General features: G+C 65.4%; 21 protein-coding genes. 14 read left to right on the top strand and 7 right to left on the bottom strand.

Annotated features, from left to right (window positions below):
* Position 1 precedes the first annotated feature (1 nt).
* Positions 2-2,398 (bottom strand): DEAD/DEAH box helicase, encoded by a 2,397-nt coding sequence (locus ITX31_RS08295; protein ID WP_194782939.1) that lies wholly within the window; start codon positions 2,396-2,398, stop codon positions 2-4.
* A 68-nt stretch (positions 2,399-2,466) separates the two neighbouring features.
* Positions 2,467-3,117: a GNAT family N-acetyltransferase gene (locus ITX31_RS08290; protein WP_194782938.1), complete on the bottom strand. Its 651-nt coding sequence runs from the start codon at positions 3,115-3,117 to the stop codon at positions 2,467-2,469.
* Positions 3,118-3,200: 83 nt separating this feature from the next.
* Between ITX31_RS08290 and ITX31_RS08285 the strand changes: the two genes are divergently transcribed.
* Positions 3,201-4,094 carry a rhodanese-related sulfurtransferase gene (locus ITX31_RS08285; protein WP_194782937.1) on the top strand — a complete coding sequence of 298 codons (894 nt, stop codon included), beginning with the start codon at positions 3,201-3,203 and terminating at the stop codon, positions 4,092-4,094.
* A 60-nt stretch (positions 4,095-4,154) separates the two neighbouring features.
* Here ITX31_RS08285 and ITX31_RS08280 read toward each other — a convergent pair whose 3' ends face one another.
* The gene (locus tag ITX31_RS08280; RefSeq protein ID WP_194782936.1) at positions 4,155-4,802 is read right to left on the bottom strand and encodes a TetR/AcrR family transcriptional regulator; all 648 of its coding nucleotides are present in this window, start codon (positions 4,800-4,802) and stop codon (positions 4,155-4,157) included.
* A gap of 80 nt (positions 4,803-4,882) precedes the next feature.
* Here ITX31_RS08280 and ITX31_RS08275 point away from each other — a divergent pair, with 80 nt between their 5' ends.
* The 6 genes from ITX31_RS08275 to proC all read left to right on the top strand — a co-directional run bounded on the left by ITX31_RS08275 (position 4,883) and on the right by proC (position 13,940).
* Positions 4,883-6,340, top strand: coding sequence for an MDR family MFS transporter (locus ITX31_RS08275; protein ID WP_228529110.1), 1,458 nt, complete (start codon positions 4,883-4,885; stop codon positions 6,338-6,340).
* Positions 6,341-6,391: 51 nt separating this feature from the next.
* Complete coding sequence (locus ITX31_RS08270; RefSeq protein WP_194782935.1) at positions 6,392-8,017, top strand: methyltransferase; 1,626 nt, start codon at positions 6,392-6,394, stop codon at positions 8,015-8,017.
* Positions 8,018-8,187: 170 nt separating this feature from the next.
* Positions 8,188-10,902: a type I DNA topoisomerase gene (gene topA / locus ITX31_RS08265; RefSeq protein WP_194782934.1), complete on the top strand. Its 2,715-nt coding sequence runs from the start codon at positions 8,188-8,190 to the stop codon at positions 10,900-10,902.
* A gap of 87 nt (positions 10,903-10,989) precedes the next feature.
* The gene (locus tag ITX31_RS08260; protein ID WP_194782933.1) at positions 10,990-12,039 is read left to right on the top strand and encodes a Ppx/GppA phosphatase family protein; all 1,050 of its coding nucleotides are present in this window, start codon (positions 10,990-10,992) and stop codon (positions 12,037-12,039) included.
* On the top strand, positions 12,036-12,869 hold the full coding sequence (locus ITX31_RS08255) for a sugar phosphate isomerase/epimerase family protein (protein WP_194782932.1): 834 nt from the start codon (positions 12,036-12,038) through the stop codon (positions 12,867-12,869). Before ITX31_RS08260 ends, ITX31_RS08255 begins: the two co-directional genes overlap by 4 nt.
* 225 nt (positions 12,870-13,094) lie before the next feature.
* Positions 13,095-13,940, top strand: coding sequence for a pyrroline-5-carboxylate reductase (proC, locus tag ITX31_RS08250; protein WP_194782931.1), 846 nt, complete (start codon positions 13,095-13,097; stop codon positions 13,938-13,940).
* Positions 13,941-13,945: 5 nt separating this feature from the next.
* Here the strand turns inward: proC and ITX31_RS08245 are convergent, their stop codons facing one another.
* A complete protein-coding gene (locus ITX31_RS08245; protein ID WP_091602010.1) occupies positions 13,946-14,614 on the bottom strand; it encodes a potassium channel family protein in 669 nt (222 codons plus the stop codon).
* Positions 14,607-16,016 carry a TrkH family potassium uptake protein gene (locus tag ITX31_RS08240; protein WP_194782930.1) on the bottom strand — a complete coding sequence of 470 codons (1,410 nt, stop codon included), beginning with the start codon at positions 16,014-16,016 and terminating at the stop codon, positions 14,607-14,609. The genes ITX31_RS08245 and ITX31_RS08240 overlap by 8 nt, the downstream gene beginning before the upstream one ends.
* Before the next feature lie 106 nt (positions 16,017-16,122).
* On the opposite strand from ITX31_RS08240, the gene ITX31_RS08235 reads away from it, so the two are divergent.
* The 3 genes from ITX31_RS08235 (at position 16,123) to gdhA (ending at position 19,362) form a co-directional block, all read left to right on the top strand.
* Positions 16,123-17,331 (top strand): acetoin utilization protein AcuC, encoded by a 1,209-nt coding sequence (locus tag ITX31_RS08235; RefSeq protein WP_194782929.1) that lies wholly within the window; start codon positions 16,123-16,125, stop codon positions 17,329-17,331.
* A gap of 57 nt (positions 17,332-17,388) precedes the next feature.
* On the top strand, positions 17,389-17,934 hold the full coding sequence (locus ITX31_RS08230; protein ID WP_194782928.1) for an ArsR/SmtB family transcription factor: 546 nt from the start codon (positions 17,389-17,391) through the stop codon (positions 17,932-17,934).
* 87 nt (positions 17,935-18,021) lie between these two features.
* A complete protein-coding gene (gene gdhA, locus ITX31_RS08225) occupies positions 18,022-19,362 on the top strand; it encodes an NADP-specific glutamate dehydrogenase (RefSeq protein WP_194782927.1) in 1,341 nt (446 codons plus the stop codon).
* On the opposite strand, the gene ITX31_RS08220 is transcribed toward gdhA, so the two are convergent.
* Complete coding sequence (locus ITX31_RS08220; RefSeq protein ID WP_323745618.1) at positions 19,359-20,594, bottom strand: alpha-hydroxy acid oxidase; 1,236 nt, start codon at positions 20,592-20,594, stop codon at positions 19,359-19,361. The two genes, gdhA and ITX31_RS08220, sit on opposite strands and share 4 nt — an antisense overlap.
* A 305-nt stretch (positions 20,595-20,899) precedes the next feature.
* Between ITX31_RS08220 and ITX31_RS08215 the strand changes: the two genes are divergently transcribed.
* The 3 genes from ITX31_RS08215 (at position 20,900) to ITX31_RS08205 (ending at position 22,644) form a co-directional block, all read left to right on the top strand.
* The gene (locus ITX31_RS08215) at positions 20,900-21,997 is read left to right on the top strand and encodes a 3-deoxy-7-phosphoheptulonate synthase (RefSeq protein WP_194782926.1); all 1,098 of its coding nucleotides are present in this window, start codon (positions 20,900-20,902) and stop codon (positions 21,995-21,997) included.
* Positions 21,998-22,145: 148 nt separating this feature from the next.
* Positions 22,146-22,358: a helix-turn-helix domain-containing protein gene (locus ITX31_RS08210; protein ID WP_194782925.1), complete on the top strand. Its 213-nt coding sequence runs from the start codon at positions 22,146-22,148 to the stop codon at positions 22,356-22,358.
* Positions 22,359-22,545: 187 nt separating this feature from the next.
* Complete coding sequence (locus tag ITX31_RS08205) at positions 22,546-22,644, top strand: 30S ribosomal protein bS22 (protein WP_003792170.1); 99 nt, start codon at positions 22,546-22,548, stop codon at positions 22,642-22,644.
* A gap of 115 nt (positions 22,645-22,759) precedes the next feature.
* Here the strand turns inward: ITX31_RS08205 and ITX31_RS08200 are convergent, their stop codons facing one another.
* Positions 22,760-23,572, bottom strand: coding sequence for an HAD family hydrolase (locus tag ITX31_RS08200; protein ID WP_194782924.1), 813 nt, complete (start codon positions 23,570-23,572; stop codon positions 22,760-22,762).
* Positions 23,573-23,638: 66 nt separating this feature from the next.
* On the opposite strand from ITX31_RS08200, the gene ITX31_RS08195 reads away from it, so the two are divergent.
* Complete coding sequence (locus ITX31_RS08195) at positions 23,639-23,902, top strand: glutaredoxin family protein (protein ID WP_194782923.1); 264 nt, start codon at positions 23,639-23,641, stop codon at positions 23,900-23,902.
* Positions 23,903-23,935: the final 33 nt, after the last annotated feature.

The following is a 23,935-nucleotide window of genomic DNA, read 5'->3' as shown; positions in this document are numbered from 1 at the left end:
ACTATGAACGGGTGCCGACTTTGCCCGCAGCGTGTTCTTCCCCGGACGGGTTGCCGGACTGGTCCGGGGAAGCGCCGGTCCTGGGCGCATTCTCCAGCAGCACGCCGATCAAGGTGACAGCGCCCCTCTTGTCCAGGGGGTTGTTCTTGTTGCCGCATTTGGGGGACTGCACGCAGGAGGGGCAGCCGCCGTCGCACTCGCAGGCCCGGATCGCGTCCCGAGTGGCGGTGAGCCAGATCGCGGCGGCTTCGTAGGCCCGTTCCGCGAAGCCGGCACCGCCGGGATGGCCGTCATACACAAAAATGGTCGGCTTCCCGGTGTCAACGTGCAGGGCGGTGGAAACGCCGCCAATGTCCCAGCGGTCCGAGGTTGCCACCAGGGGCAGCATGCCGATCGCTGCATGTTCTGCCGCATGCAGTGAGCCCGGAAAGTCAGCAGCGGCCAGTCCGGCACCCAGCAGAAGCTTCTCGTCGATGATGAACCATACGGCCTTGGTGAACAGTTCCTTGGCCTCCAGCTCCAGCGGCTCCTCGCCAAGGATTTCGTTGGAGACCAGGGCCTTGCGCTGGAAGGAGACTACCTGGGTGGTTACCTTCACAGTGCCGAAGCACATCTGGACCTCGCCCCACTGCTCGGAGCGCTCGGTTTCCATGACTTCTATCTGGGTGATGTCCCGGGCCTGGGTATAGAACTCGGGGTTCGCCCGGGTGACAACGGCGCAGTGGTCCGCTTCATTGAGTTCCTCCACCAGGAAGGTCTGTCCCTGATGCACATATATGGCTCCGGTGTGGGCCTGGTACTGGCTCTGCGCGCCGTCCATGGTGCCCAGCAGCGTTCCGGTCTCGGCCTCCACGATGTTGATCGGACCGCCGCCGGCCGCCCGCAGGTTAACCATCGAGGCGGCGCTCTCGGCATGGGTCCAGAACCACCCGGCCGGGCGGCGCCGCAGGTACCCCTGCACCACCAGCGAATCCAGCAGTGCCGCCGCCGTGGGGCCGAACATCTCCCGTTCCTCGGGCCTCAGCGGCAGCTCGGCCGCCGCCGCGCACAGATGTGGCCCCAGGACATACGGGTTCGAGGGATCGAAGACCGTCGCCTCTACGGAGATGTCGAAGATTGCTTCCGGATGATGCACCAGATAGGTGTCCAGCGGATCGTCACTGGCCACAAAGGCGGCCAGGGCATCCTGCCCGGAACGGCCTGCCCGGCCGATCTGCTGGAACAGGGATGCCCTGGTACCCGGCCAGCCGGCCACGAGCACGGCGTCCAGGCCGGAAATGTCGATGCCCAGTTCCAGCGCCGACGTGCTGGCAATGCCTAGGAGCTGCCCGCTGCGCAGCTGATTCTCCAGGGCACGGCGCTCCTCCGGAAGGTACCCGGAGCGGTAGGCGGCCACACGGTCCGGAAGGGAAGGGTGCACCTCGTCGAGCAGCCGCCGGGTAATGGCGGCAATGGTTTCAGCGCCCCTGCGGGACTTGATGAACGCAATGGTCCGTACCTGCGCGGAGACCAGGTTGGCGAGCAGATCGGAGGTTTCGGCAATCACGGTGCGGCGCTCGCGGGCACCGTTCTCCCCCTTGCCGTCCGTGAGCTGCGGCTCCCACAGTGCAACCGTTGTCGCTCCGTGCGGCGAATAATCACGAGTAAAGGCCTGGACCTGGCTGCCGATCAGCCGGCCGAAGGACTGGGCAGGATCAGCGGAGGTAGCGGACGCTCCAATGAACACCGGGTCCGCCCCGTAGTAGGAGCAGATTCGCCGCAGCCGGCGCATCAGGTTGGCCACGTTGGAGCCGAATACACCGCGGTAGCTGTGCGCCTCGTCGATGATGACGTACTTCAGACGGCGGAAGAACCGCGCCCACCACGCGTGGTTTGGGAGGACCCCGAAGTGCAGCATGTCCGGGTTCGCCAGCACCAGGTTGGCATGGTCCCGGATCCAGCGGCGGGCACCCGGGTCCGTATCGCCGTCGTACGTTTCGGCACGCAGCGTTGGCAGGTGGAGGGAGTTAAGGGCGGCCAGCTGGTCAGCGGCGAGGGCCTTCGTAGGGGAGAGGTAAAGGGCAACGGACCCGGTGGGCTCCAGGGAGATCCGGTCGTCCAGGGCGGTGCGGTGAATCTCGTTGAGGACCGGCAGCTGGTAGGCCAGCGACTTGCCGGACGCAGTACCGGTGGAAATGATGGTGTGCCGTCCGGCATGGGCGCAGTCAGCTGCCTCGGCCTGGTGCTGCCAGGGGGAACGAACCCCCAGCATCGTGTATGCCTCAACAAGGTCAGGGTGCACCCACTCTGGCCAGGGCACAATCTTGGCTTCCCGCGCGGGAATCCGGTGGATGTGGACCAGCTGCTCCGGGTCGGCTCCGCCGCCGAGCAGCGGGATCAGGGAATCAGAAATGGCCACGCGGCCATTGTCCCACCGGTACCTGGACATTCGGGACTCGAGCACCGCCGGTCCGCGGCGGGCGGAATCTACAGCCGCGGCTCGAACATCATGACACTGGCAAGCGATTCCCAGCCTAGATACCGGTACAGTTCCAGCCCGGTCGCGGGAGAGATCAGCAGCCCGGTCTCGGCGTCGTGCTCGAGGGCGAGTGCCGTCAACGCCCGCATCACGTAGCTGCCCAGCCCCTGCCTGCGGAACTGGCGGTCTGTGTAGATCTGGTCGTAAACCGCAAACCCGTCCACCACCGCCACATGCCCCCGCGCGGCCGGCGTCTCCCCGGCGTCAACCTCCACCCGTCCTCCATTGGAACTGCGGATGGTCCTCACACTGAAGCCCTCCGGCGGAATTGGATCTTCGACGTCCTGGCTCTCCATCGGCAGCATCATGAAGACCTCATCCGTGGACCGGACGGCAAGCCCGTAGACGTTTGCTGCAGCGTGGAGTTCGGACACCCTCGACGTCACTATCGTGAACAACCGCCCTGCGCCCTGCCGGGCCGAATTAGCCAATGCCGCGAACTCGTCATGGGAGGGCTCCAGTGCGAAGTACTCCCAATCGTTGGTCTTGTCGTGCAGGAACGCGGCCGGAAACCGGCCCTCATGGCGGGTCTGGTAACCCCTGGCACTGGCCCACCCGCTCACCCAGGTTTCCAGGAGTTCGTCGGTTAGTCCGTTCATGCAGAAACACTAGCCTGCCGCTCCGGCCTGCGGGAGGGCGGCCCGGCAAATCAGGATTTCGCCCCCCGGTCTACCCTTAATAGGTGGCCATGAATCGAATTGCTCTCTACTACGCCTTTACCCCCCTTCCGGATCCCGAGGCGGTCCGGCTCTGGCAGCGCGCCCTGTGCGAGAAGCTCGGACTGCGCGGCCGCATCCTGATCTCGAAGGACGGCATCAACGGAACCGTCGGCGGCGAACTCAGCTCGGTCAAGGCCTATGTGAAAGCCACCCGCGAGTACCCCGCCTTCAAGAAAATGGACATCAAGTACTCCGAAGGCTCCGCCGAAGACTTCCCCCGCCTGAGCGTGAAGGTCCGGCCTGAAATCGTGAGCTTCGGAGCGCCCGGCGAGCTGAAGGTGGATGAAAACGGTGTCATGGGCGGCGGCACCCACCTGCGGCCCGAAGAAGTGCATGAGCTGGTTGAGGCCAGGAAGGCCGCCGGTGAAGACGTGGTCTTCTTCGACGGGCGCAACGCTTTCGAAGCCCAGATCGGAAAGTTCAAGGGCGCCGTGGTTCCGGACGTATCCACCACGCACGACTTCATTAAGGAACTCGAGTCAGGCAAGTACGACGACCTGAAGGACAAGCCCGTTGTCACCTACTGCACCGGCGGTGTGCGCTGCGAAGTGTTATCGGCGCTGATGGTGAACCGCGGATTCTCCGAGGTCTACCAGATGAAGGGCGGAATCGTCCGCTACGGCGAGACGTTCGGGGACAAAGGGCTCTGGGAGGGTTCGCTCTATGTCTTCGACAAGCGCATGCACACGGAATTTACCGACGACGCCGCCACTATCGGTGAGTGCGTGCGTTGCCACGCGCCCACCAGCAAGTTCGAGAACTGCTCCAATCCGTCCTGCCGGAAGCTGACACTGTACTGTGCCGAATGCGCTGCCGATCCCTCCACGCTGCGCTGCCCGGACGGCTGCGAAGACTAGTACCGGCCGGGAAAAGCACCACCGTACAACAGCACCGGGGCGGCAGCCGCCTGGCCCGGACTAGCGGCCGAACGCCGCAGGCGCGGTGATGTCCGCCAGTCCCTGCACAGCCTGTTCGAACAGGTCTGCAGGATCCGAGCTCCGGCCGGCGCTCTCCTCCCGGGCGAAGCACTGCCACGCCACCCGCCAGGTGCAGGCAACCAGCTCCGCCACGAGCTGCGCCTGCATCCGGGTCAACAGAGCGGGTTCCGTAAGTGTGCTGCTCAGCGTGTCCACCAGATGCATCTCCTGGCGGGAGACTGCCTGGAGCAGCCGGGGCTCACGCAGCAGGAGACGTGAGATCCGCCTGAACTGAACCTGTTCCACCTCGCAGGCGAACTGCTGCCGGCAGGCGTCGATCAGTTCGCGCAGGATCTCCGCCGGGGCCGCTGACGGGTCGATGTCACGGGAGAGCAGCGCTTCCAGCAGTTCGCCCTGACCTGGAACGGCGGCGGATTCCTTCGAGTCGTAGTAGCGGAAGAACGTCCGCTCCGAGATCCCGGCGCGCTCTGCGATGCTGGCCACCGTGGTGGCCTCCACCCCCGCCGTCTCCATCAGGTCCAGGGTTGCCTGCTGGATCTGCCGTCTCGTCGCGGCTTTGTGGTCGTCTCGTTTTCCCACGGTGTTCCAGCTTTCATCGGAGGGCCGCCACTCAATATCTTCTGTCACAGTATGCCAGTTTGTTTAGAATAATCTGTCAGTCTGTGACAGTATTTTCCGGTTCACGTCCCACAGAAACCGAGGAATCCTTGACTTCCGAAAGCCCCGCCGCCGAGCACAAAGCGGCACCCGCAGCACCTCCGCGTCCGGCCCTGCCCACCAGACAGCTGACCGGCATCATCGGCGCGCTGGCCCTGGCCGCGTTCCTCATGATCCTTAATGAGACCGTCCTCTCAGTGGCGCTTCCCTCGATCATGGCGGACCTGGACGTCACGGCGTCCGCAGGCCAGTGGCTGACCACCGGCTTCCTGCTCACTGTTTCGGTAGTCATTCCCACCACGGGATTCCTGCTCCAGCGGTTCACCACCCGGAGCCTGTTCATCTTCGCGCTGGCCAGCTTCCTGAGCGGAACCGCCCTGGCCGTCTTCGCCCCCACCTTCGCCGTGCTGCTCATCGCGCGGATCATTCAGGCGGTGGGTACCGCTATTGTGCTTCCGCTGCTGATGACCACCACGCTGACCCTGGTTCCGCTGCACAAGCGCGGCACCATCATGGGCCTGAATTCGATCGTCATCTCGGTGGGGCCGGCTATTGGCCCCACTGTCTCCGGAGCAATCGTCAACGCACTGAGCTGGCACTGGATCTTCGTGCTGATGATTCCGCTTGCCGTGGCGATCCTGCTGCTGGGAATCATCTTCATCAAGCTGCCCTCCCAGACCCGCCGCCTGCCTGTCGACGTTCCCTCCGTCATTCTTTCCGCCCTGGCCTTCGGGTTCCTGGTCTACGCGATCTCCAGCCTTGAGCACGCTTCGGACAACCTTTTCCTGATCTCCGCCAGCGTCATCGTCGGGGCCGGAGCCCTGGTGCTGTTCATCCGGCGCCAGATCCGCCTGGCCCGGACCGGCCGGGAACTGCTGAACCTGACGCCGTTCCGGAACCGGAACTTTCGGCTCAGCGCGATCATGATCATGATTGCCATGGGCACACTGCTGGGCACCGTCATGGTTGTGCCAATCATGCTCCAGACCGGCCGGGGCCTGGACACCCTGACCATAGGCATGGTGCTCCTGCCCGGCGGGCTGGTGCAGGCCGCCGTCGGCCCCGTCTTTGGGCGGGTCTTCGACCGCTTTGGTCCGCGTCCCGTCCTCATCCCCGGCGCGGCCATGCTGGCGCTGGGACAGTGGCTCTACGTCAGCATCACGCCGGATTCCCCGCTCTGGTTGTTCACGGTTTCCCATGTCGTGTTCAGCATTGGGCTGGCGATGCTGATGACCGGCCTGCTTTCCTCAGCCCTGGCCACGGTGGAGCCCCGGCTCTACGGCCACGGTTCAGCCATCTTCAACACCGGCCAGCAGCTGGGCGGTGCAGTCGGAACCACCATCTTCGTGACCGTGCTGTCCATGCTCTCGGCAAACCGGCTCGAGGAGGGGGCCGCGCTGGCGGATTCACTGTTCGCCGGTGCGCACACGGCGTTCATTATCGGGGCGCTGCTGGCCACGGCCAGCCTCGTCCTGGCGCCCTTCATCCGCATCCCGCGCCGCGCCTAAGCCAGGCACGGGGCGGAAACGGCGGCAGGCCGCGGAACCTAGACTGGAGGGGTGACTGACTTTTCCCGCATTCCGGGCACCCCCCAAAGCTCCAACCCCCGGCTGCTGGCCGGCCTCGCGGCCGACCTGTCCGAGGCCGGCTACACGGTCGACGGCGTCGCTGGCTTCCTCGGGGAAGAAGCCAGCGGGGCACTGTCCCGGGACCAGCTGGTTCCTGCCATGCTCGCCTGCAAGGCAGCGGCCGACGGCGGCACCCCGGTACCGGTGGCAGCTGCCGCAGCACTGTGGCTGGTGGGCTCCTCCGTTCCTGCACAGCAGGTCCAGGAGGCGTTTCCGCGCACCGGTGCGGAGGGACTGGCGGAACTCGGACTGGTGGAGAAGGACCCCGACGCCCCGGACATGCTCCGCGCCAGCGTGGACCTGCGCCCCTACGAGTTCGACGGACGTGACGGCGGCACGCACCTCTGGGTGGCCAGCGACCTTGGCGCCCACCAGCGCCCCGGAGTCCTCCCGCACGGCCACGTGCTGGGCATTGGGCAGGCCTCCCTCTCCCTGGCCCAGCTGAGCATCAACGCTCCGGTGGACCGGGCGCTGGACCTCGGCACCGGCTGCGGAATCCAGGTTTTCCACCTGCTGGGCCACTCCAGACACGTCACTGCCACGGACATTTCCGAGCGGGCGCTGGGCTTCACCCGCTTCAACCTGGTGCTCAACGCGCCCGCCCTCCGGCTGGACCCCGAAAATCCGGAGCAGCGCGTGGAGCTGCGGCTTGGCAGCATGCTGGAGCCGGTGGCCGGGGAGCGGTTTGACCAGGCGGTCTCCAACCCGCCGTTCGTGATCACTCCGCGGGTGGCCGGCGAGGATGAGGATCACCGCTTCACCTACCGCGACGGCGGGCTGCCGGGAGACCAGATCGTCTCCGGGCTCTTCCGGAACCTCGAATCCGTGCTGGCTCCCGGCGGCATCGCCCAGATGCTGGGAAATTGGGAGATTCAGGGCTCAGCGGACGAAGCGGCGGTGGAGAAGGATGCCTGGAGCGAACGGCTGCGCTCCTGGCTGCCGGAAGGCATGGACGCCTGGGTCATCCAGCGGGAAGTGCTCAGCCCGGCCGAATACGCGGAAATGTGGCTCCGGGACGCGGCGGAGAACCGGGACCGGAACGAGTACGCCGCCTCCTATGCCGCGTACCTGGAAGATTTCACCTCCCGCGGCACCACCGGCATCGGTTTCGGCTCGGTGTGGATGCGCCGGCCGGTAGATCCGCAGGCTGTGCCGCTGCGCCGGTTCGAAGACATCCCCCACCCGCTTGAGTCTCCGCTCGCGCCGCACCTGGCTGCCGCCGTCGGGCGTTTTGACTGGATCCAGGCGCATCCGAACCTTGCCGCCGAACACCTGGTTGTGGCCGAAGACGTTACCGAGGAACGCCATGCACGCCCCGGAGCCGAGCACCCCGGAGTGATCCTGCTCCGCCAGGGCGCCGGCCTGCGCCGGACCACCCTGATGAGCACCGAGCTGACCGGCTTTGTGTCAGCGTGCGACGGCGACCTCCCCGCCGGGGCGATCATCGCGGCGCTGGGTTCGCTGCTGGGCCGGGATGATCCGGAGTTCGCCGCGGGACTGGAAGAAGAGGTGCGCAACCTGGTCCTGGACGGATTCCTCCTTCCGGCTGAACCGTAACCCGTGGAACCGTAACCCGGCCCACAGCTAAATTGGTCCTGGTCCGCCCGCCGGTGCAGTTATGGTTACCCTTGTGCTTGGGGTTTCCCCATACTGTCTAAGGATGAGCGGGCATGCGGTGCAGCACGCGCCCTCATCCGTTTTGATCCACCCCCGTACGTAGGAGAACAGTGCCAGTTAAGGCAACGGACAAGTCGACCGGCAAGAAGAAGCTGGTAATTGTCGAGTCACCGGCCAAGGGCAAGACGATCGCCGGCTATCTTGGCGAGGGCTTCGAGGTCACGGCGTCGATGGGTCACATCCGTGACCTTCCGCAGCCCTCGGACCTGCCCGCCGAGCTCAAGAAGAGTTCGCTGGGCAAGTTCGCCGTTGACGTGGATAAGGACTTCGAGCCCTACTACGTTGTCTCCACGGACAAGAAGAAGAAGGTTGCCGAGCTCAAGGCCGCCCTCAAGGACGCCGACGAACTCTATCTCGCAACTGACGGTGACCGCGAAGGCGAAGCCATCGCGTGGCACCTGCTCCAGGTGCTCAAGCCCAAGGTTCCCGTCCACCGCCTGACCTTCCCCGAAATCACCAAGGAAGCGATCCAGCGCGCGCTCCAGGAAATGCGCGACATCGACATCTCCATGGTGGACGCCCAGGAAACCCGCCGCATCCTGGACCGCCTCTACGGCTACGAAATTTCCCCCGTGCTCTGGCGCAAGGTGGCCCGCGGCCTCTCCGCCGGCCGTGTCCAGTCCGTGGCGACCCGGCTCGTCGTGGAGCGCGAACGCGAGCGCATGGCGTTCCGTTCGGCGTCCTACTGGGACCTGCTCGGCACGTTCTCCACCGCGTCCTCTGAGTCATTCAAGGCCCGCCTGACCTCGGTCGACGGCGCCCGGATCGCTTCCGGAAAGGACTTCACCGACCGCGGTGAACTCAAGTCCAAGAACGTCACACACCTGGATGAAGCGGCCGCGCTGTCCCTCGCCGAGGGCCTGCAGTCGGCGTCGTTCACTGTCCGGTCCCTTGAAACCAAGCCGTATACCCGCCGGCCGGCAGCCCCGTTCACCACTTCCACGCTGCAGCAGGAAGCCAGCCGCAAGCTGCGCTTCTCCTCCCGCGTGACCATGCAGGTTGCGCAGCGCCTGTATGAAAACGGCTACATCACCTATATGCGTACCGACTCTTCGGCGCTGTCGGACCAGGCGATCAACGCTGCCCGCCGCCAGGCATCGGAACTCTACGGACCCGAGTACGTGCCCGAAGCCCGCCGCGTCTACAAGGGCAAGTCCAAGAATGCCCAGGAAGCCCACGAGGCCATCCGCCCCGCCGGCGACTCTTTCCGCACTCCGGCGCAGGTGGCCTCCTCGCTGCGCGGGGACGAGTTTAAGCTTTATGAACTGATCTGGAAGCGTACAGTCGCGTCTCAGATGGCGGATGCCAAGGGCTCGACGGCGTCAGTCAAGCTGGGTGCCGTCTCGGCGGACGGGCGCGACGCCGAGTTCTCTGCTTCCGGTACCGTCATCACCTTCCGCGGCTTCATGGCAGCCTATGAAGAAGGCCACGATGCCACCCGCGACGAGGACGAGGGATCCGAAGGAGGACGCCTGCCGGTCCTGAAGAAGGACGATCCGCTCAGCGCGTCGGACCTGGCAGCCAGCGGCCACGAGACCTCCCCGCCGCCGCGCTTCACCGAAGCTTCGCTGGTGAAGACGCTCGAAGAGCTGGGAATTGGACGCCCGTCCACGTACGCCGCGACGATCTCCACCATCATGGACCGGGGCTACGTTACGCAGCGCGGGCAGGCACTGGTGCCCAGCTGGATCGCGTTCTCCGTGGTGCGGCTGCTGGAGGAGCACTTCACGGATTACGTGGACTACGACTTCACTGCCGAAATGGAAGAGGACCTGGACCGCATTGCCCGCGGCGAAGCCGGCCGCGTGGAATGGCTCAACCAGTTCTACTACGGAGACCGGAAAGACACCGGCCTGCACACCATCGTCAACGACCTCGGTGAAATCGACGCACGCGCGGTGAACTCCATTGAAATCGCGGACGGCATTGTGCTGCGCGTGGGCAAGTTCGGCCCGTACCTGGAGCGGCCGCTGCCGGCGGACGCCCCGGAAGGCACCGAACCGGACCGCGCCAACGTACCCGAAGACCTTGCCCCGGATGAGCTGACCGCCGAGAAGGCCGTCGAGCTGATGAACAGCGCCGGCCCCGAGGAGCGGGTGCTGGGCGAGGATCCCGAGACCGGGCGCACCATCGTGGCGCGCAACGGACGCTACGGGCCGTACGTCATTGAAATCATTCCGGAGCCCACGGCCGAGGACCTGGCGAACCAGCCGGTGGAGTACTACAAGAACGGCAAGCCCAAGCCGCCGAAGAAGCCTGCCAAGGTCAAGCCGCGCACGGGTTCGCTGTTCAAGTCCATGAGCGTTGACACCGTCACCCTGGAGGAGGCGCTGAAGCTGATGCGGCTGCCCCGCGTGCTGGGTACTGACGCCGAGGGCAACGAGATCACGGTGCAGAACGGCCGGTTCGGTCCGTACCTGAAGAAGGGCACTGACTCCCGGTCGATCGGCTCCGAGGAGGAGATCTTCACGATCACCCTGGAGCAGGCACTGGAGATCTACTCCCAGCCCAAGCAGCGCGGCGGCCGGCAGGCCGCGGCTCCGCTGGCCGAGTTCGGTACCGATCCTGTCTCCGAGAAGCCGGTAGTGGTCAAGGACGGCCGGTTTGGTCCCTACATCACCGACGGCATCACGAACATCACCGTTCCGCGGTCCATGGCCATCGAGGAACTCACCCGGGAACGGGCGCTCGAACTGCTCGCGGAGAAACGCGAAAAGGGTCCGGCCAAGAAGCCGGTCCGCAAGCGCGCCGCGGCCAAGAAGTAAGACTGTGCCGGATGCCGCGCACGTTTTGCGGACCCTTGCACAGGGGGCCGGAAAGGTGCGCGGCCGGCACAGCCGCATAATGGGATCATGCGACTAGGAGTCCTGGACGTCGGGTCCAACACGGTGCATCTGCTGCTGGTGGATGCACACCCCGGCGCGCGCCCGGTTCCGTTCGCATCCCACAAACGGCCCCTGCAGCTGGTAGCCCACCTGGACGCCGAAGGGGCAATAACAGCCGAGGGCCAGCGCCTCCTGGCAGATTTCGTGGCCGAGGCCCGGAACTTCGCCCTCCGCCACCACGCGCAGGACATGCTCGCCTTCACCACCTCCGCCATCCGCGAATCCGCGAACGGCCAGCACGTACTGGATTTCGTGGAACGTGAAACTGCAGTGGTGCTCAGGGAGCTCAGCGGCCGGCAGGAAGCGTCCATGACGTACCTCGCGGTCCGCCGCTGGTTCGGCTGGGGCGCCGGCACCCTGCTGGACCTGGACATTGGCGGCGGTTCCTTTGAAATGGCGCAGGGGCAGGACGAACTGCCCGACGTCGCTGTCTCGGTACCGCTCGGCGCCGGACGGCTCACCCGCGACTGGCTGCACGGCGACCCGCCCGGACCGGCCGCGGTGCAGGCGCTGCGCAGCTACATCCGGGACGTGGCGCAGGACGCCGCGGAGGAATTCAGGGAGTACGGCGCCCCGCACGTGGCTGCCGGTACCTCCAAGACGTTCCGGTCCCTGGCCCGCCTTACCGGAGCCGCGCCGTCGGCCGCTGGGCCATACGTTCGCCGCAGGCTCCGCCGTTCGGACCTCACCGCTTTGATCCCGCGGCTGGCCGGAATGACTGCCGCCCAGCGCGCGGAGCTCGACGGCGTCTCCGCCCTGCGCGCGCCGCAGGTCCTCGCCGGCGCGCTGGTTGCGGAAGCAGCCATGGAAGCCTTCAGCATCAAGTCCCTGCGGATCTGCCCCTGGGCGCTTCGCGAGGGACTCATCCTGCAGCGTTTCGACACGCTGCGCTTTGACACACCGCATGTTGACCTGCCGGTCCCGCTGCCGGCCGGCCCCCGCATCCTCCCACCGGTACCAGCCGGGGCCCTGGTCCTGGCTGAGGCCGGCGAATCGAACGGAAGTGCACCACTATGACACTGACCTCCCCCCAGAACGTGCAGCCCGCGGCGAACCTGCCGCAGATCCCCGTGGCGCTGTCCAGTTCGTCCGTGTACCCGCTCTCTGTCCACGACACGTTCGCCGTGGCACATGACCTCGGCTACGACGGTGTGGAAGTGATGGTTACCGGCAGCCAGATCAGCCGCAATCCGGAGACTATCCGCGGCCTCATCGAGCGGTACCAGATGCCGGTGCTCGCCATCCATGCGCCGACTCTGCTGCTGACGCAGCAGGTATGGGGAAAGGCATGGACCAAGATCGAACTGTCCGCTGCGATGGCCGCGGAAGTCGGTGCCACCACCGTGGTGGCCCATCCGCCGTTCCGCTGGCAGTCCGGCTACGCGGAGAACTTCGCGGAGGGCGTCCGCCGCATCGCGGAGGAGTACGGCGTCACCATCGCGGTGGAGAACATGTACCCGTGGCGGGTTCGGGGCCGGGAGGCCAAGGCGTACCTGCCGCACTGGAACCCCCTGCCGGAACCTTATGAGCATGTGACCTGGGACTTCTCCCACGCCGCCATCGCCGGGATGGACTCCTATGAGGAGATCCGCAAGCTCGGCACGCGGCTGAGCCACGTGCACCTCACCGACGGAACGCCCAACGGCAAGGACGAGCACCTGCTGCCAGGGGAGGGCACCCAGCGCTGCGCCGAAACCCTGCAGTATTTGTCCGAAACCGGCTATACCGGCACCGTTGCGATCGAAGTCAGCACCCGCAAGGCAAAAGAAGCGGGCGAACGGGAGGAGATGCTGCGGCAGACGCTTGAGTTCGCCCGCGTGAACCTGAACCAGGTGCTGGACGAATAGCCCTTAAACGAGTGGGTGCCGGCGGTCAAACGGGACGGTTGGGGGAAAACGTCCGCGGATCGCCGGCACCACCGGACCGGGAAGACCGGCCCTTCATCACTCGCACCTCCAAGAGGCACTTCCTACGATAGGCATCGAAGTTGTGCGCAGGCACCGAAGAGCCTGGATTTCTGCTTTGAATCTGCGTTTTCGAGGCTCTGCAGCGCGGCGTGAAAGAATCGTGGCATGCAGAACCTACCCCGACTTTCATTCCTGGGCTGCGGCTCCATGAACGAGGCCATCCTCGGCGGCATCCTTGCCGGCGGCTTCCCGGCAGAATTCATCACCGCCACGGTTCGCCGGGCCGAACGTGCGGCGCAGCTGCGCGAACGCCACGGCATCACGGTGCTGGCTGAGTCCGAGGACGGCACAGCCAACCGCACCGCCGCCGAATCCGCGGACGTCGTCATTGTCGGGGTAAAGCCCGTGGGTGTCCGCGCCATGCTGGAAACCGTGGCCGGCGTCCTGAACCCGTCCGCCGTCGTCGTCAGCGTTGCGGCGGCAGTCCCGCTGGAACTCATGGAGGCCGCCCTGCCCGCCGGCGCCCAGGTGATCCGAACCATGCCCAACACGCCTGCGAAGCTGGGCCGCGGGGTCACCGCGCTTGCAGCGGGTTCGGCTGCGACGCCGGAGTCCGTGAAGCTGGTCCGTTCCCTGCTGTCAGGCACCGGGCGGATAGTCGAGGTCCGTGAGGACCAGATCAACGCGGTCGGCTCCGTCAGCGGTTCCGGCCCGGCGTACGCCTTTTACCTGGCTGAGGCGATGGCGAAGGCCGGCGCGGACCTGGGCCTGGACCCGGAGCTGGCCGCCCTGCTGGCCGCCGAAACCATCGCCGGAGCAGGCGCCATGCTGGCCGAGCCGGAAGCGGACGCCGCAGCCCTGCGGAAGGCCGTAACCAGCCCCAACGGGACCACGGAAGCCGCAATCGGCGTTTTCGATGATCAGGGGCTGCCAGGCATCATCGCCGCCGGAATGCAGGCCGCGGCGGACCGCTCAGCGGAGATCACCGACGAACTCAGCGCTTCCCGGTAACGGACCTAGGGCCTGGACGCGAAGCGTTCCAGCAGGTCAACGTGCCCGGAGACGATCAGCACGTCCCGGCTGGAGACTTTGGTGTCGGCCTGCGCATACGTGAAGTCCTCGCCGGGGGACTTCACCCCCACCACCGTGACCCCGTATTTAGAGCGCACGTTGGATTCCCGCAGGGTGAACCCCTGGGTCTCCTTCGGCGGGTACATCTTCACGATCGCGAAGTCGTCGTCGAATTCGATGAAGTCCAGCATCCGCCCGCCCACCAGGTGCGCGGCGCGCTGCCCGGCGTCGGCTTCCGGATAAATCACATGGTTCGCGCCGATCCGGGTGAGGATCTTTCCGTGCGCCGGGGTGATGGCCTTCACCCACAGGTGCTCGATGCCAAGGTCCACCAGGTTCACGGTGATCAGCACGCTCGACTCAATGGACGTGCCAACACCCACGACGGCGGCGGAAAAGTCCTGCGCGCCCAGCTGCTTCAGCGCATCGATGTTGGTCGCGTCCGCCTGCACCACGTGCGTGAGCTTGCCTGACGCTTTCTGCACCAGATCGGGGTCCCGTTCGATCGCCAGGACTTCGCGGCCCTGCTTCACCAGCTGCTCGGCGGTGGCGGAACCAAAGCGTCCCAGCCCGATGACCAGGACGGGGGCATTATGCGGCGGTCTCTCAGCCAATGATGGGCCTTTCTTCGGGATAGTGGTACAGCGGCTTGCGCTGCCTCAGCGCCAGGGCGGCTGCCAGGGTGATCGTGCCGACGCGGCCGGCGAACATCAGCCCGGCCAGGATGTACTTGCCCGACGGCGGCAGCTCGGGACTGAGCCCAATGCTCAGGCCCACGGTGGCAAACGCGGAGATCACTTCGAACAGTACCGGCTGCAGGGTTTCCTCCGTGACGACCAGCAGCCCAATCGTAGCCACCGCCACCATGGTCGCGCCCAGGATGACCACCGAAATGGCTACCCGCAGGGCTCCGGCCGGGATGTTCCGGCCAAAGGCACGCACGTCCGTATCACCGCGTGCTTCGGCTATGATGGCCAGGAAGATGACGGCGATGGTGGTCACCTTGATGCCGCCCGCTGTGGAGGCTGAGCCGCCGCCGGCAAACATCAGCATGTCCGTGATGAGCAGGGTGGAGGCATCCTGGTCCGCCATGTCCACCAGGTTGAATCCGCCGGAGCGCATCATGACGGAAGCGAACACTGCGTGCAGGATTTTCTCTCCCACGCCCATGCCGGCGATGGTGCGCTGGTTGAACCATTCCAACATGGCCCAAAGCACTGAACCGGCGGCCAGCAGGATCAGCGAGACCAACACGGTGAGCTTGGTGTGCAGGTTCCACCGGCGGGTCCGCAGCCGGCTCTGCAGCAGGACCATGATCACCGGGAAGCCGAGGCTGCCGATGAAGACGCCCGCCATGATGGGGATCAGTACCCACAGGTCGTTTTCGTAAGGGACCAGTCCGTCTGAGTGGGGTGTGAACCCGGCGTTGTTGAACGACGAAACGGCGTAGAACACGGCGTGCCAGATGGCCTGGCCGGGGGATTCGCCGAGGATCATGAACCGCGGTGCCAGCACGGCGGCCAGCGCAAGTTCGATGAGCACGGTGGTGCTCACCACGATCCGCAGCAGGTTGCCCACCTCGCCCAGGCGGCCGGTGTTCATGCCTTCCTGTGCGATCAGCTTGCCGCGCACGCCCAGCCGGCGGTTCACGGCCAGTGCCAGCAGCGAGGCCATGGTCAGGATGCCAAGGCCGCCCACCTGGATAGCCACAAGAATAAGAACCTGCCCGAAAGCCGACCAGTAGGTGGCCGTTGAAACTACTGTCAGTCCGGTGACGCAGACGGCTGAGACCGCAGTGAACAATGCGTCATGCAGGGCAGTGGCCTGGCCTGAGGAGGACGCGACAGGCAGGGCCAGCAGGGCCGTGAAGACCAGGATCACCAGGGAAAAGACAATCAGCGCGAGCCGGGCCGGGGAAGAACTGGCCACTGCGTCAATGAAGTCCCGGCCTGCGACGATGAAGCCGAGGGGACGGCGCTGCCGCGTCTGCAGCGTGCGCTGCGGTTGGGATGCCATGGGTCGAAAAAGTCCAGTTCTGTGCGGGGTCCTGCCAAGTAGTAAACCACTTAACCCGGCGTCCGGCGGTGCATGCCGCCGTGGGCGGATCGCGTAGCCTGTGAGCATGACGAGTACCGGGCTGGGCCTCACCGCTGTGCCCACGCACATCGTGTGGGACGAATCGCTGCTGGCGTATAACTTCGGGCCCTCCCATCCCATGAGTCCGCTGCGGCTGGACCTGACCGCCCGCCTGGCGAAGGAGCTGGGGATTTTCGACCTGCCCCAGGTCACCCTGGGAGCCCCCTACGTCGCCGAGGACCGCGAGCTGGCGCGGGTTCATGACCCCGCCTACGTCGCCGCCGTGCGGGAAGCCAGCCGGAACCCGCACACCTCCAATGCCGCCCTTGGACTGGGCACCGAAGATGACCCGGCCTTCGAGGGGATGCACGAAGCCAGTGCCCGGCTTGTGGGAGGTTCCCTGGCCGCAGCCGAGGCGGTGCTTTCCGGACGGGCACGCCACGCAGTCAACTTCGCCGGCGGAATGCACCATGCATTTGCCGGCAAGGCGGCCGGGTTCTGCATCTACAACGACGCCGCTGCCGCCGTCGCCCGGTTCCTGGACGCCGGCTACACCCGGGTCCTGTACATCGACGTCGACGCGCACCACGGGGACGGCACCCAGTCCATCTTCTGGAACGACCCAAGGGTCATGACCATCTCGATTCATGAAACCGGAATGTCGCTCTTTCCGGGGACCGGGTTCGCCAACGAATCCGGAGGGCCGGACGCGCCCGGCACGGCCGTGAATGTTGCCCTGCCGCCCGGCACCCGGGATGCCGGCTGGCTGCGTGCATTCCACGCCGTCGTTCCCCAGCTCGCAGCCGCCTTCGAACCGGAAGTATTCATCAGCCAGCACGGCTGTGACGGGCACCGTGATGATCCGCTCTCCAACCTGCGCGTATCCGTGGACACGCAGCGGCAGGCAGCCCTGAGCATTTCCGGGCTGGCAGACCAGTTCTGCGAGGGACGCTGGCTTGCCACCGGCGGGGGCGGATACAACGTTGCCAGCGTGGTGCCGCGGTCCTGGTCGCTGCTGCTGGCAGTTGCCGCGAATATCCGGATGCCGCTGAACACCGCCGTCCCCCAGCAGTGGCGGGAATACGTCCGCGAACGGCACGGGATCGACACTCCTGCAGAGATGGGGGACGGTGTGGATATGTGGTGGCGCTCATGGGAGGTCGGGTATGACCCGAATGACGATATTGACCGGACCGTCATGGCCACCCGCAGGGAAGTCTTCCCGCTGCACGGGCTGGATCCCTGGTTCGACTAACGGTCCTGCGATGTTGCCGAAACGGAGCACCACAGATATGCCGCTAAGGTAATGCCTATGGTCATTGACGATGTTTTCGCTGTCATAGCAGAGGGAACCCGGCGGGAGATCCTGGGTGCGCTGCGCTGCGGCGACAAGTCCGTAGGGACGCTGGTCCAGGAACTGGAGGTCAGCCAGCCCACGGTATCCAAGCACCTGAAGGTCCTTCGGGAAGCCGGACTGGTCGACATGCGGGCTGAGGGCCAGCGACGCTACTACTCCCTGAAGACCGGCCCCCTCGATGAAGTAGTACTATGGCTAAGCGCATTTGATCTGCCATCACTCACAGCCGCCCAGGCCACCACACCTCGTCTGGCAGGCGTCGCCGCCGGACTCAGCAGCGATGCCCGCGGCCGTTCCCTGTTTGCCGGGCTTCCCGGCACAACACGGCAAACCACTGCTGCGGCAGCCGCGGCCGAGATGCCGTCCGGCGCCGCCGAAACCCCGTCAGCAGCGGTCGATGCCAGAGTCCAGCAGCAGCTGGGCCGAACTGTAGGCCGTGCCGCGGAACGTGCAGCCGATCTGTTGGGAGCTCTGCCCAAGTTCCGCCGTCGCCGCCCGTAGGCGGCACCCAACCCGGTCCTGGATCGCTTACCGGCGCTGACCGGTCTAGCGTGGTAAACGGGTGGGGGCATCGATAAGGAGCAACACATGGACGCAACACTCACACGCGTGCGCGACGAAGTCTTCCGCCGCAATCCCGGCGAAACAGAATTCCATCAGGCAGTCGTCGAAGTCTTCGACTCCCTGGAGCCGGTGCTGCGCAAGCACCCTGAGTTCGGGGAAGCCGCAATCCTGCAGCGGATCTGCGAGCCTGAGCGGCAGATCATCTTCCGGGTGCCGTGGGTGGATGACCAGGGCCACGTGCGCATTAACCGCGGGTTCCGCGTTGAGTTCAATTCCGCCCTCGGCCCGTACAAGGGCGGCCTGCGCTTCCATCCCAGCGTGTACCTCGGCATCGTCAAGTTCCTCGGGTTTGAGCAGATCTTCAAGAATGCCCTGACCGGCATGCCCATCGGCGGCGGCAAGGGCGGTTCAGACTTTGATCCGCGCGGGAAGTCCGACGCCGAAGTCATGCGTTTCTGCCAGTCCTTCATGACTGAGCTTTACCGGCACATTGGTGAATACACGGATGTGCCCGCCGGCGACATCGGCGTTGGCGGCCGGGAAATCGGTTACCTGTTCGGCCAGTACAAGCGGATCACCAACCGCTATGAGTCCGGTGTCCTTACGGGCAAGGGCGTTAGCTGGGGCGGGTCGCTGGTGCGCCCCGAAGCAACCGGCTACGGCGCGGTCATGTTCGTCGAAGAGATGCTCAAGACCCGCGGACTGAGCCTGGACGGGCAGCGGGTGATTGTCTCCGGTTCCGGCAACGTGGCGGTCAACGCAATCGCCAAGGCACAGGCGCTGGGCGGCAAGGTTGTGGCCTGTTCCGATTCCTCAGGCTACGTGGTGGACGAAGCCGGGATCGACGTCGAACTGCTGCGCCGGATCAAGGAACACGAGCGTGGACGCATCTCCGAGTATGCCCAGCGCCGCGGGGGCAACGTCTCCTTCGTGGCCGGCGGCTCAGTGTGGGATGCCGGTGCCAATGTGGCCCTGCCCTGTGCCACACAGAACGAACTGAGCGAAGACGACGCCGTCTCCCTGCTGGAGTCCGGCGTTGTGGCGGTAGCAGAAGGCGCCAACATGCCCTGCACCCCCAAAGCCATCGAGGTCTTCCAGGAAGCGGGCGTGCTCTTCGGCCCGGGCAAGGCAGCGAACGCCGGCGGCGTCGCTACCTCGGCCCTTGAAATGCAGCAGAACGCCAGCCGCGACTCCTGGTCCTTCGAGCACACCGAGCAGCGGCTAAGCCAGATCATGGTCAACATCCACGACCGCTGCGCCGCCACCGCGGACGAATACGGCGCCCCCGGCAATTATGTGGTGGGGGCCAACATCGGCGGTTTCGTGAAGGTTGCCGATGCGATGCTGGCCCTGGGCGTTATCTAGCGCACAGATCCCAGCCGTACGTGGTCCGGTGTCAGTTCGCTGACGCCGGCCACGCCCATCAGGGCCATGGTCCGGGCTGCCTGGGAGGCCAGGATGCCGATGCTGCGGTCCACGCCCGCCCGCCCTCCGGCCATGAGGCCGTACAGGTAGGCGCGGCCGATGAGGGTGAAATCAGCGCCGAGGGCCAAGGCTGCGACGATGTCCCCGCCGTTCATGATTCCGGTGTCCAGGATGATGCTCGTCTTGCCCTTGAGCCGGGCGGCCACCTCCGGCAGCAGCTGCAGCGGAATGGGTGCCCGGTCCAGCTGGCGCCCGCCGTGGTTGGAGAGCACAATCCCGTCAGCACCGTGGTCGACCGCCCGCTGGGCGTCCTCGAGGGTCTGTACTCCCTTGACCACCAGGTTTCCCTTCCAGACCCCGCGCAGCCAGTCAAGGTCCTCATACGTGAGGGTGGGGTCGAACATGGAGTTGATCAGTTCCGCGACTGTTCCGGAGTACCGGTTCAGTGAGGCAAAGGACAGCGGCTCATGGGTCAGGAAGTTGAACCACCAGGCCGGCCGGTAGGAGGCATCGAGCACGGTCTTCAGTGTCAGGGCCGGGGGAATGGTCATGCCGTTGCGCACATCCCGCAGCCGTTCGCCCGCTACCGCGGTGTCCACGGTGACCATCAGGGTGTCGAACCCGGCAGCCGCAGCCCTGTTGATGAGCTCCAGTGACCTGTCCCGGTCCGTCCAGAGGTAGAGCTGGAACCAGTTCCTGCCGCTGGGCGCCGCAGCTGCAACATCCTCTATGGAAGCGGTCCCCATGGTCGACAGTGTGTACGGGATGCCCGCTGCCGCTGCCGCCTGCGAACCGGCGTATTCCCCTTCGGACTGCATCATGCGGGTGAAACCCGTGGGGGCGATGCCGAACGGCAGGGTGGAGGGCCGGCCAAGTACTGAGGTGGAAAGGTCTACCGTCTCGACGTTCCGCAGCACGCCGGGCCGAAACTGCAGGTCCGTAAAGGCCTCCCGCGCCCGCCGCAGGGTGATTTCCGCCTCGGCTGCGCCGTCTGTGTAGTCGAAGGGCGCCTTGGGGGTGCGCCTCTTGGCCATGTCCCTCAGGTCCCAAATGGTGCTCGCCTGCTGCAGCCGGGCGGCCGTTCCCAGCTGTGGCTTCCTGAACTGCATCAGGGGTGCCAAATCCTGGACACGGGGAATCCGGCGGGTCAGGGCACGGGGTTTGGAGGTCACCAAAAACTCTCTTTCACTGCTGGCTGTTCTTGGCACCCGAGCCTACGCCGTCAACGGCAGCCCTTGCGTCACACAGAGGCATTGTGAACCCGGGAATTTGCGTTGCCTGAGGAACCGGCTTACGGTCTTACCCATGACTAACCGTTGGTATGCGTATTTTTCGTTGGCTCTGGAGGAGCCCGCGCGATAATTCGCTGACGCCAACCTTCAGAGCCAACAGGACAGGGATCATTCCCTGTCCTTCGCCATTTCCGGCGGGTTCTGAAGCTGAGTCCCGCCGGTCCACCTCAACCGGATTCGGGACCATGAACCTCACCGCCACACAGCACACCAAGACCACCTCAGACCAGCGCGTACGTGAATTCCGCCCGTTGCCGGCGCCGGAGCAGCTGCTGTCCGAACTGCCGCTCTCCGGTGAGCTGGCGGCCACCGTGCGCAGCAGCCGCGACGCCGTGCGCGCGGTGCTCGACGGCGTTGACGACCGCCTGCTCGTCGTCGTCGGACCCTGCTCCATCCATGACCCGGACGCCGGCCTGGAGTACGCCCGCCGCCTGGCCGCCGTGGCGGAAGAGCACCGTGGCGACCTCCTCATTGTGCTGCGTGCCTACTTCGAGAAGCCGCGGACCACGGTGGGCTGGAAAGGCCTGATCAACGATCCCCATCTGGACGGCACCCATGACATTGAGGCTGGCCTGTACGCGGCCCGCAGGTTCCTGATTGCGGCCGGCGAGCTGGGCCTGCCCGTTGCCACCGAATTCCTCGAACCCATCAGCCCGCAGTACGTCGCTGACCTGGTCAGCTGGGGAGCCATCGGTGCCCGGACCACCGAAAGCCAAATCCACCGCCAGCTCGCGTCGGGACTGTCAATGCCGGTCGGCTTCAAGAACGGCACGGACGGTTCGCTGCAGATCGCCCTGGACGCCTGCGCGGCGGCCGCGGCTCCGCAGTCTTTCCTGGGGATCGACGGCTCCGGCCGTGCCTCCATGGTCCGCACTGACGGCAACGCGGACACCCACCTGATCCTGCGCGGCGGAAGTGCCGGACCAAACTACTCGCCGACGGACGTCGCTGCCGCCTCGCAGGCGCTGGCGGCCCGGGAACTGAACCCGCGGCTCATCGTCGATGCCAGCCACGCAAACTCCGGAAAGGACCACCACCGCCAGGCGGAAGTCGCACTGGAGCTGGCCGCCCAGCTTGAATCGGGAACGGAAGGCGCCGGCATCCTTGCCGGAATCATGCTGGAGAGCTTCCTGGTGGGAGGTGCGCAGGCGCATGACTCCGGGAATCCGGGTCCGCTGGTCTACGGCCAGAGCATCACGGACAAGTGCATGGACTGGGAAACCTCAGCGGGGGTCCTGACTGTCCTTGCCCAGGCCGCACGCACCCGCCGCAACGCGTCATAGGAGTCGAAGAAAGAGCGATTGAACTTCCACTATGGTTACTCCAGCCACTAGAGTAGGGTCCTAGACGGTCACGAGATGGTCATCAAGGCGACACGCCGCCTCCAGTTGTATGGCGCAGGTTGCTTCCGAGCGAAGGAACAGAAGAAAAATGGCAGACGAGAGCAATTTCTCGGACGTGCGGTTTCTGACGGTGTCAGAGGTTGCGGATGTCATGCGCGTGTCCAAGATGACCGTTTACAGGCTGGTGCATTCCGGGGAACTGCCGGCAGTCCGTTTCGGCCGGTCCTACCGCGTTCCGGAGTCTGCGGTGCAGCAGGTTCTGCGCAACGCCGTCACTGACCGGCAGTCCGGAACAGCGTAGGCACTTTCTCGTCCGTAACCTGACTCGAGGCTGCCCCGGCGCTGTCCATGAAGGCTGCGCGGAGGCGGTACCCTGTTAAGGAACGTTTCATTCTGGCTAGTAATTGCCGGAACCGATGCTGGCGGGCCGCAAGGCCTGACGGAAGCGGGGACCGGCATGGCTCCTAATTCAAGTTTGTGAGGACTCTGTGGGTTCAGTAATCAAGAAGCGCCGCAAGCGTATGGCCAAGAAGAAGCACCGCAAGCTGCTTCGTAAGACCCGCCACCAGCGCCGCAATAAGAAGTAGGTTCTTCTTAGCTGCCGCGAAGCCCGCCGTCCTACAGGACCTGGCGGGCTTCCGCTTTTAACTGTCGTCTTTTACTGTCGTCTTTAACTGTCGTCGTGATGCTCCGGCGGTCGCTCTAGCGGGAACGCACCCAGGAGAAACCGCGCCACAGTCCGTAGGCTGCACCGGCAAGGGAAGCCGTCTTCAGTCCCAGTGTCGCGGCACGGCGTCCGGAGCGGAAATCGTAGACCGGCCAGTTGCGGTCGCGGGCATGGCGGCGCAGCCGAGCGTCCGGGTTGATCGCCACGGGGTGTCCCACGATGCTGAGCAGCGGCACGTCGTTGTAGGAATCGCTGTAGGCCCAGCAGCGGTCCAGATTCAGCCCTTCCTGCTCGGCCAGTGCCTTCACACCGGCCGCCTTGGCAGGACCGTGAAGGAACTCGCCCACCAAACGCCCGGTGTAGAGGCCGTCCGTGACTTCGCTGACGGTTCCCAGCGCTCCGGTAAGGGAGAGCCTGCTCGCGATGACTGACGCGACTTCCACCGGGGTTCCGGTAACCAGCCACACAGGGCGGCCGGACTTCAGGTGCTGCTCGGTCAGCGCGCGGGTTCCCGGCCAGATCTTGGAGACGATCATCTCGTCATAAACTTCTTCGCCCAGAATGCGGACGTCCTCGGCAGCCAGCCCGGTGGCGAACGCCAGGGCTGCGTCCCGGACACTGTGTACATCCTTCAGGTTCTCTCCGCGGAGCATGAAACGCACCTGCTTCACGGCGAATCCGGCCGCTTCACGGAGCGTGAAGACCTTCTTCTGGTACATCTTCCTGCCCACATGGAACAGGCTGGCTCCGCGCATCAGTGTGTTGTCTACGTCGAAGAAGGCCGCTTCTCCCGGGGTGCCTTCCGCGGCCGGAGAATCGGCGGCACGGACGAGCGTGGGACGGGGCATGGAAGAAGTCTACTGAAAAACCCCGACCGTACGCGGAAACGCCGCTGGGAGACTAAGTTGGAGGTCATGAAAGACGCACTTTCCGGAACCCCAGTGCCTGAGCTCCTTCTGCTGACCCGTCCCGGCTGTCATCTGTGCCAGGGCGCCCGCGAGGTCCTCGAGCGGATCTCGGCCGACCTGGGTATTCCCTGGCAGGAACGTTCAATCACCGACGATCCCGAGCTGCAGGTGCGTTTTGCCGAAGAGATTCCGGTGCTGCTCATCGACGGCGTGCAGCGCGACTTCTGGCAAATCGACGAAGCCCGCCTGCGCCGGCTGCTGGCAGGATGACCGCACGCTGAACACACTTGGACGCCGGGGGAA

This window comes from Arthrobacter gandavensis, assembly GCF_015355785.1.
Classification (GTDB): Bacteria; Actinomycetota; Actinomycetes; order Actinomycetales; family Micrococcaceae; genus Arthrobacter_B; species Arthrobacter_B gandavensis_A.
Note: the sequence above shows the minus strand (reverse complement) of the source record. Positions and strands in the feature narration are given on the sequence as shown.